Here is an 8,727-nt window from a genome sequence, read left to right as displayed (position 1 = left end):
TGCGCAGGCGCGCCACCGGCAGCTTCAGCGCGATGCCGGGCTGCAGGTGCTTCGGCGCGGGCACGCCGTTGATCTGTTGAAGCAGTTGCCAGTCGTCCGCGCCCTGCAGATAGCGCGCGGCGACGTCCAGGTCCAGTGCATCGAGGTGTTCGCGCACGTCCCGCACGAAGGCCGCGTAATCCGGCTCGTCCGCATACGGGCCGAGCCATGCCTCGATATCGGTCAGCTGCCCGTTGTCGGCCAGCAGGATCAGCTGGTCGAGCGCATCGTCGGGCGGGCACGGCATCGTGGGCGCGGCGACGTCCGGCTCGACCTCGCCGTCCGGATGAAACCGCCGGACGAGCTCCGACACCGGCACGAGCGCGTGCCCGACGGCCGGCGCGACGATCGCGAACGAGAATGCCGTGCCGACGCCCGGCTGGCTGGCGACGGCCAGCTCGCCGTCCATCGCGCCGACGATGCGCTGCGCGATGAACAGGCCGAGCCCGGTGCCGCCGTTCACGGCCTGCACCTGCTGGTACGCGCGAAAGATGTCGTGGTTGCCGCTGATGTCGATCCCGATGCCCGTATCGGCCACTTCGAACAGCAGGCGCCAGCTGTCGCCTTCGCGCGCGGCATGAATCGACAGCGTGACCGTGCCGTCGCGCGTGAACTTCGATGCGTTGGACAGCAGGTTGAGCAGCACCTGCTGCAGCCGCATGCCGTCGATCGACACCGTGCGCGGCAGCGGCGTGGCCGGCCGGTAGACGAACCGGTTGTCCTGCGGCGCGCACAGCGCGAGCGCATAGTGGCCGATGTCGTCGAGCAGGCCGGGCAGGTCGGTTGCATCCGGCGTCACGCCGAGCGGCTGGAGCTCGGCCTTCGTGAACGCGAGCAGTTCATCGATCAGCGTGAGCTGGTAGCGGATGCTGCGGTCGATCGACCGGATCAGCCGCGCCTGGCCGCGCGTCGCGCCTTGCAGCAGCAGCTTCGCGTAGCCGTTGATCGTGGACAGCGGCGCGCGCAGGTCGTGGCTGACGTAGCCGAGCGTCTCGATCTTCTGCTGCATGTGGGTCGTCACCTGTTGCAGCGCGTCGTTGAGCGCGAGCGTGCGTCGTGCGACTTCGTCGCGCAGGCGATCCTGTTCGGTGAGCTGCCAGTGTTCGAGCCGCTTCCTCGCCTCGGTGCGCTGACGGCCGACGTGGTGGATCCATGCGGCCAGCACCAGCAGGTGCGTGGCGAGCCCGACGACCGCGATGACGGGGTTCGGAAAGATGTCGGATTTCAGCCAGGCGAGCGCCGGCGGCAGCGTGTTCATGCCGTCGAGCACGCGGATCAGCATGTTGAAGGTGGCGATCGCGATGGCGATCAGCATCACGCGGCCGGTCGGCGTCCGGCGGATCGCGAGCAGCAGTGCGAGACTGATGTTGACGATTCCGAGCACCGCGTTCAGCCGCAGGCAGAACCACGTGAACGTCAGCAGGTCGCCACACGCGGCGCCGATCATGCCGATCCCTTCGAGCGCGAGGAACGCCATGTAGATCGCGCGCATCGGCAGCTTCGCCTGCTCGCGCCGGGCGACCATCAGGATGAAGACGACGAAGCACGACACTGCCAGGTACGCGAAGATCACTTCGCCGCGCGCCGACCATTCACGCAGCGCGGGCGGCAACGCCATCGCCAGATAGCCGCGGTAAGCCGCTTCGAACAGCGTCGTGCCCAACGCCACCGCGGCCAGCACGTGGAACACGCCGCTGCGCGAAAAGAACCCGATCAGCAGCGCGCACCACATCAGCGCGAGCAGCCCGCCGAAGAAGCCGAAGTCCCACATCGTCGCGCGCCGTTCCAGCGCATCCCACGCCGCACGCGTGAACGCCGCCGGCGCGAGCCGCATTTCCTTGCGCGACGTGACGCGGATCAGTACCGGAATGCTTTCGCCGGCGCGCAACGTGACGTCGAGTGCCGGGTAGCGCGATGGCGGCGCGGCGGCATCACCACTGGGGCCGGCGGCCGGGAAGCGGCCGTCGAGCGTCCACCCGCCGTTCTGGCCGATATAGAAGTCCGTCCGGTCGACGCGTGCGTCGCGAATCACCAGCACCAGCGGGCGCGCGGCGCTGTCGCGGTTGGTCAGCGTGGCGCGGATCCACCACGCCGATCGCGAGAACTCGACGTTGAACGACGACGTGCCGGCCACCGGCGTGCCATGCGCGGGATCGGCGAGCCGTGCGGCGACCTGAGCGGCGGACATCGTCGCGCTCGCGTCCTCGAAGACCGATACGGCGTCCAGTTGCGCGGGGTTCGGCGTCGACGCGGCGCGCGCCGTCGCGCAGGTGACGGCCATCGCGAGCAGGAGCAGCAGCACCGCGCGACAGCCGGCTGCCCATGCCGCGTGGCGCCTACCCATCGTGATGGTGCGCCCCGGGTGCGGCGGGCGGGGCATTGACCGCATGGCGCTGGCGCCGCCAGTCGGACGGCGTGATGCCGAAGCGTTCGCGGAAGGCGGTGGCGAAGTTGCCGGGCGTGGAAAAGCCGATTTCCTCGGCGATGTCGCCGATTCCCATCGACGTCTCCGCGAGAAAGTGCATCGCGGCGCGCAGGCGCGTGTCGCGCAGATATTCGAACACGGTCTGGCCGAGATGGTCGCGAAACACGCGGGACAGGCGCTTCTCGTGCGTGCCGACCTGTCGGGCGAGATCCTCGAGCGCCGGCGGATGGCGCAGGTCGCGCAGCAGGACCTCGGACGCCGCGCGCACGAGGGCGGCATCCGGGTTGTCGGGCAACTCGGGCAGATGCGCGAACGGCTGGCTGCGCCGCGCGCGTTTCAGGTGATTGCGGATCCGGGCCAGCACTTCGGTCGGCTCGAACGGCTTGATGATGTAGTCGATCGCACCGGTTTCGAGCCCCGCGATGCGATCCTCGAGATCGCCCGCGGCCGTCAGGATGATGACCGGGATCGATTGCGTCGAAGGGGTCGACGCGAGCAGCCGGCACGCGGCGAAGCCGTCCATGCGCGGCATGCGGACATCCATCAGGATCAGGTCGGGCGCGATCGCCTGGGCACGGTGATACGCCTGCAGCCCGTCGAACGCGACGCTGATCCGGCACCGTGCGGCACGCAGGATTTCGGTGAGGAGCCGCAGGTCGTTCGGGCGATCGTCGACGACAAGAATATGTGCGTCAGCAAGATCCGGCGTGGGACGAGGCGACGCCGAACTGGACGAGCGGGATGACATGGTTGCGGATGCGCTGGAAGGGTGGCCGATCAGATGAAGTGCATCGCGTTCTGCGCGATTGTTGCGAAAAATTATATGCCGACAACAGGTCACATTGTGAGGATTCCGTGTGGTCCGTGGGGGCTTGTGCGGCGGGGTGTTGCGTGTTTGCCGCCACCGCGTCCGGCCGAAGAAACGGAAGTGGAAAAACATGCCGAATCGGCTTTTAATAATCGGTCTTTATTGCCGGATAAATTTGGAATAATTGGAATGGGATGGCGCGGGTGAATCAGTTTGAAATGCGTTCCGAAGTCGATGCCTTCTATGTGAAAAGAATGAAGAAATTGTGGGTTGCACGATTAATTTTTTTCTGATGTTTTGTCGGAATCGTGTTAGTCGAGAAAGCACATTTTGCGTCGGAATGTATGAATGTAAATGCTGTCTGCTCGGGAAAAGGATTTTTCCGCTCGGGAAAAGGTTCGTTCTGGCGGATGCCAGCAAACTAGCCCCGGCGCGGCTGGAATCGGTTCTTTCAAACGGTCGGAATCGCGCGGATCGCATGCCGAGTTCTATTCCGATGCATGCGATACCAATGAGACATTGATCGATGTTAGATCCCATGATGTGGGGCTGCGTCGGCGAACGAATAACGGGCACGAGGGTAATGCGAATTCCGTCCTTCACCGAATACGTTGCGATATAAGAGAAATCGATGAGTTCTGGAATGCGGTTGGGAACGGCGCACCGGTCGAGACGAAATCGTCAAGGAAATTCGATCGATTAATTCGGTGCAGGGGTCGTCCGGCAAGTCGTCGATGCTGTTCCGGAATTCCGGAAATGCGTTTGAATGCCGGACGAAAAAGGGTGAGTGGCTGCGCATGGGCCGTCCGAGGGTTCGATCCATCGGACGGTCGCGCTCGGCGCGCTCTCGAATCAGGCGGGCACGAAAACGATGAGCACAACAGGCATGACAGGCCAACGCACCGGTTCGCACGAACCGGTGGCGCATGCTTCAGTCCCGGGGATCGCACGGCGCCATCCTCCTCCTGAATGAAACAGGGCGGGCCGCCCCCGGGTGCGGGCCGGCTTCCGCCCATCCGGCGTCTGAATGACGCTTTCCGATGAGATTCGAGGTCGTCGCGGGTTCGGCGCGATGGCGCGCGCGTGCACGAATGGTCTGCACGCCCAGCGTCGAGCCGCCGGGCTTGCCGTGTCGGCTTCCATGATTCGATAACCGGCGATCGTCGCCTCGCGTCGTGTCAACCGGCACGGGCGGCGCGCGATTGCGTGATCGCGATACCCATCGCGCGTGGCGTGCAGCGTTACCCGGCTGTTTAGTTAGTGATCCAAAGTGAGTGGCGGGACATCGCGAGGTGGACGGGAATGTGTAGAGGACATTCACGCCGGCTGCCGTGTTCGCCGTTGCGTCATCCAGCACATGAGAACCGAGGGAAGACAAGATGAACAAGACGTTCAAGTCGATCTGGAACGAAGCATTGGGAGCCTGGGTTGCGGCTTCGGAGCTTGATCGCGCGCGCGGCAAGCGCGTTGCGTCGTCGCGGGGCACGCCGGAGCGTGACATCGAAGGCGCGGCCGCGGTTCGCGCAGGCGCGACCTCGGCCCCATCGCTCAGGCGGCTCGCCATGCTGATGGCGTCCGCGTATCTCGGGTTGTTCCATGCCGGTGCGCATGCGCAGTACCAGCCGGATGGCGGCTCGGCCACAGGTGGTGTCTCGTCGATCTCGATCGGCGTCGGGTCGAGCGCCGCGCAGACGAATTCCACCGCGTTGGGCAACCTGTCGACGGCGCAGGGCGTGTCGGCCACGGCGCTTGGCCCGGGGGCGCATGCGATGGCCGACGGTTCGACGGCCGTCGGCATCAACGCGCAGGCGACCGGCGTCAACAGCACGTCGATGGGCGTGCAGGCGATCAGCTCGGGCGCATTTTCGGTTGCCGTCGGCAACCAGGCGCAAGCGACGCAATCCGGTGGGGTAGCGATGGGCAGTGGCGCGACCGCGACCGGCGTATCTGCCATCGGGCTCGGCAACAATGCAACGGCCTCCGGTCAGAATGCGGCTGCGCTCGGTCTCGGCGCGGTTTCGTCGGGCCTCAGCAGCGTTGCGCTCGGCTTTTCGGCGCAAGCGACCAACCAGGGCGCGATTGCACTTGGCAACCAGTCGACAAGTTCCGGCGCAGCCGGGGTAGCGGTGGGTAGTGGCGCGCTGGCTTCCGGCAATTCCGGCATCGCGATGGGTGTCAACAGCGGCGCTAAGGGCGGTACGTCGATCGCGATCGGTTGGGGCGGCACGGCTGGCGTGCCCGGTTCGGGCACGCAATCGCTCGGCACCAGTTCGATCGCGCTGGGCTCGAGCACGACGGCTGGCGCCAATCAGGCGGTGGCCGTCGGCCTGAGCGCCAACGCGTCGGGTGTCAGCTCGATCGCGATGGGCGTGCAGTCGACCGCGACGCAGCAGTTCGCGACCGCGCTCGGTAATCTCGCGCTTGCGACCGGCGTGTCGGCGAGCGCACTGGGGCCTGGTGCGACCGCGTCGGCCACGAATGCGACCGCGATCGGCATCAACAGCGTGGCGGCGGCGACCTCGACCGTAGCCATCGGCGACAGCAACTCGGTCGCGGCAACCGCCGGTGCGGGTTCGATTGCCGGCGGCAACCTGTCGAAGGTGCTGGGCGGCACGGGCGCCGTCGCGCTCGGCTTCGGCCAGACCGTCAGCGGCAACGGTGCGGTCGCGATCGGCGATCCGAGCAGCGCGATCGGCACCGGCGCGGTCACGCTCGGTTCGAACAACACCGCGAACGGCGACGGCGCGGCGGCGATCGGCAATTCGAACAACGCGCAGGGCACCGGCTCGCTCGCGTTCGGCAATACGTCGACCGCGGCGGCTGCCGGTGCGATCGCATTCGGCGCGTCGGCCATCGCGACGAATGCCGGCGACGTCGCGCTCGGCTCCGGTTCGGTGACGGACGTGCCGCATCCCACGGCGACCGGAACGATCGGCGGCGTCACGTACAACTACAACGGCACGAATCCGCTCAGCGTCGTCAGCGTCGGCGCGGCCGGCACCGAGCGCCAGATCACCAACGTCGCGGCCGGGCGCGTGAATGCTGCGAGCACGGATGCGATCAACGGGTCGCAGCTTGCTGCGACGAACACGGCGGTCGAGTCGCTGTCGACGTCGACCGCATCGAGCATCACGTCGTTGTCCACCGGCGTGTCTTCGTTGTCAACGGGGCTGAGCTCGACCAACAGTGCGGTGACGTCGCTGTCCACGTCGACATCGACGGGTATCAGCTCGTTGTCTACCGGCCTGAGTTCAACCAACAGTGCGATGACGTCGTTGTCGACTTCCACGTCGACGGGGCTGTCGACGGTCGGCAGTTCGATCACGTCGCTGTCCACGTCGACATCGACCGGCATCAGCTCGCTTTCCACAGGTTTGAGTTCGACCGACAGCGCGGTGACGTCGCTGTCGACCTCCACGTCGACGGGGCTGTCGACGGTCGGTAGCGCGATCACGTCGTTGTCGACGTCGACGTCCACCGGTATCAGTTCGTTGTCCACAGGTTTGAGTTCGACCGACAGCGCGGTGACGTCGCTGTCGACTTCCACATCGACGGGGCTGTCGACGGTCGGTAGCGCGATCACGTCGTTGTCGACGTCGACGTCCACCGGCATCAGCTCGTTGTCCACCGGCCTGAGTTCGACCAACAGCGCGGTGACGTCGTTGTCGACTTCCACGTCGACGGGGCTGTCGACGGTCGGCAGCGCGATCACGTCGCTGTCCACGTCGACGTCGACCGTCGTCGGCTCGCTGTCGACCGGCTTGAGTTCGACGAACAGCGCGGTGACGTCGCTGTCCACGTCGACGTCAACGGGCATCAGCTCGCTGTCCACTGGCCTGAGTTCGACGAACAGCTCAGTGACATCGTTGTCCACGTCGACGTCGACGGGCATCAGCTCGTTGTCCACGGGCCTGAGTTCGACGAACAGCACGGTGACGTCGCTGTCCACGTCGACCTCGACCGGCATCAGCTCGCTGTCCACCGGCCTGAGTTCCACGAACAGCTCGATCACGTCACTGTCGACGTCCACCTCGACGGTAGTCGGTTCGCTGTCCACCGGCCTGAGCTCGACGAACAGCACCGTCACGTCGCTGTCGACCGCGACCTCGACGAGCATCGGTTCGCTGTCCACCGGCCTCAGTTCGACGACGAGCTCGATCGCGTCGCTGTCGACGTCGACCTCGACGACCGTCGGCTCGCTGTCCACCGGGCTGTCGAGCACGAACAGCAACCTGACGTCGCTGTCCACCGCGACGTCGACGGGCCTCGGTTCGCTGTCCACCGGCCTCAGCTCGATCGCCAACAACAACACCAACCTCGGCAACAGCACGGCGGGCGCGATCGGCGGCGGGGCCACCTACGATCCGACGACCGGCACGATTTCGGCGCCGTCGTACGTGACGTACAACAGCGACGGTTCGACGACGATCAACAACAACGTCGGCTCGGCGATCGACAACATCAACGCGCACGGCATCAAGTATTTCCACGCGAACTCGACCGCGCCGGACAGCCAGGCGATCGGGCTCGACAGCGTCGCGATCGGCCCGAATGCGATCTCGAAGGTGGACGGCAGCATCGCGCTCGGTGCGGGGTCGGTATCCGACCGCGCGACGACGCCGGCGTCGGGCATCCTCCGCAACGGCACCGCATCGATCCCGTTCAACACGACGGACCAGACGCTGCTCGGCGCGGTATCGGTCGGCGACGCGACCAGCAAGACGTATCGCCAGATCACCAACGTCGCGGACGGCACCGGGCAGCAGGACGCGGTGACCGTGCGGCAACTGGCCGGTGCGTTGCAGTCGTTCGCGGTCACGGGCCAGAAGTATTTCCACGCGAATTCGACGGCGGCCGACTCGCTCGCCGTCGGCGCGGAATCGGTCGCGGTGGGGCCGACGACGGTCGTCAACGGCGATAACGGCGTGGGCATCGGCAACGGCGCGATCGTCGACCAGACCGCGCCTGGCGGTGTCGCGATCGGGCAGGCGGCGAGTGCCGCGCAGGCCGACGCGCTCGCGCTCGGCAGCGGCGCGACGGCACTCGGCGCGCAGTCGGTCGCGCAAGGCGCGAATGCGAAGGCGGTCAGCGTGGGCAGCGTCGCGCTGGGTTCCGGCGCGCTCGGCAACGCGACCGATGCGCTCGCGCTGGGCGCCGGTGCGTCCGCGACGTTCGCGAACAGCGTGGCATTGGGCGCCGGTTCGCTGACGACGGTCGGCGCGCTGACGAACTACGTCGCGTACGGGCTGAGCAGCCCGCAATCGTCGGCCGGCGAAGTGAACATCGGCAACCGGCAGATCACGGGGCTCGCGGCCGGCAAGAACGGCACGGACGCGGTGAACGTGTCGCAGCTCGACTCGGTCGCGAACCAGCTGACGACGCTGATCGACCAGCGCACGACCAACCTCGGCGGCCAGTACACGACGAACCCGAACGGCGCGAACGTGCCGCCGGG

At 66.5% G+C, this 8,727-nt stretch carries 2 protein-coding genes and 1 pseudogene; 1 reads left to right on the top strand and 2 read right to left on the bottom strand.

From position 1 onward, the window contains the following. Both G3N96_RS07485 and G3N96_RS07480 read right to left on the bottom strand, forming a co-directional pair. The coding region (locus G3N96_RS07485) for a sensor histidine kinase (protein WP_241022533.1) at positions 1-2,383 on the bottom strand (2,383 nt) is incomplete at its 3' end. Beyond that, positions 2,376-3,212 carry a response regulator gene (locus G3N96_RS07480; RefSeq protein ID WP_089476273.1) on the bottom strand — a complete coding sequence of 279 codons (837 nt, stop codon included), beginning with the start codon at positions 3,210-3,212 and terminating at the stop codon, positions 2,376-2,378. The genes G3N96_RS07485 and G3N96_RS07480, both read right to left, overlap by 8 nt. Positions 3,213-4,651: 1,439 nt before the next feature. On the opposite strand from G3N96_RS07480, the pseudogene G3N96_RS39675 reads away from it, so the two are divergent. Further along, positions 4,652-8,671 (top strand): annotated as a pseudogene (locus tag G3N96_RS39675) (ESPR-type extended signal peptide-containing protein); the annotation flags it as partial. Positions 8,672-8,727: the final 56 nt, after the last annotated feature.

Origin of the sequence: Burkholderia sp. Se-20373, assembly GCF_017104705.1 — a bacterium.
Classification (GTDB): domain Bacteria; phylum Pseudomonadota; class Gammaproteobacteria; order Burkholderiales; family Burkholderiaceae; genus Burkholderia.
This window is presented reverse-complemented; position numbering and strand designations above follow the sequence as displayed.

Bases quoted from the DNA above. Each gene is read 5' to 3' on its own strand.
- G3N96_RS07480 (WP_089476273.1), bottom strand. From the start codon at position 3,212: ATGTCATCCCGCTCGTCCAGTTCGGCGTCGCCTCGTCCCACGCCGGAT.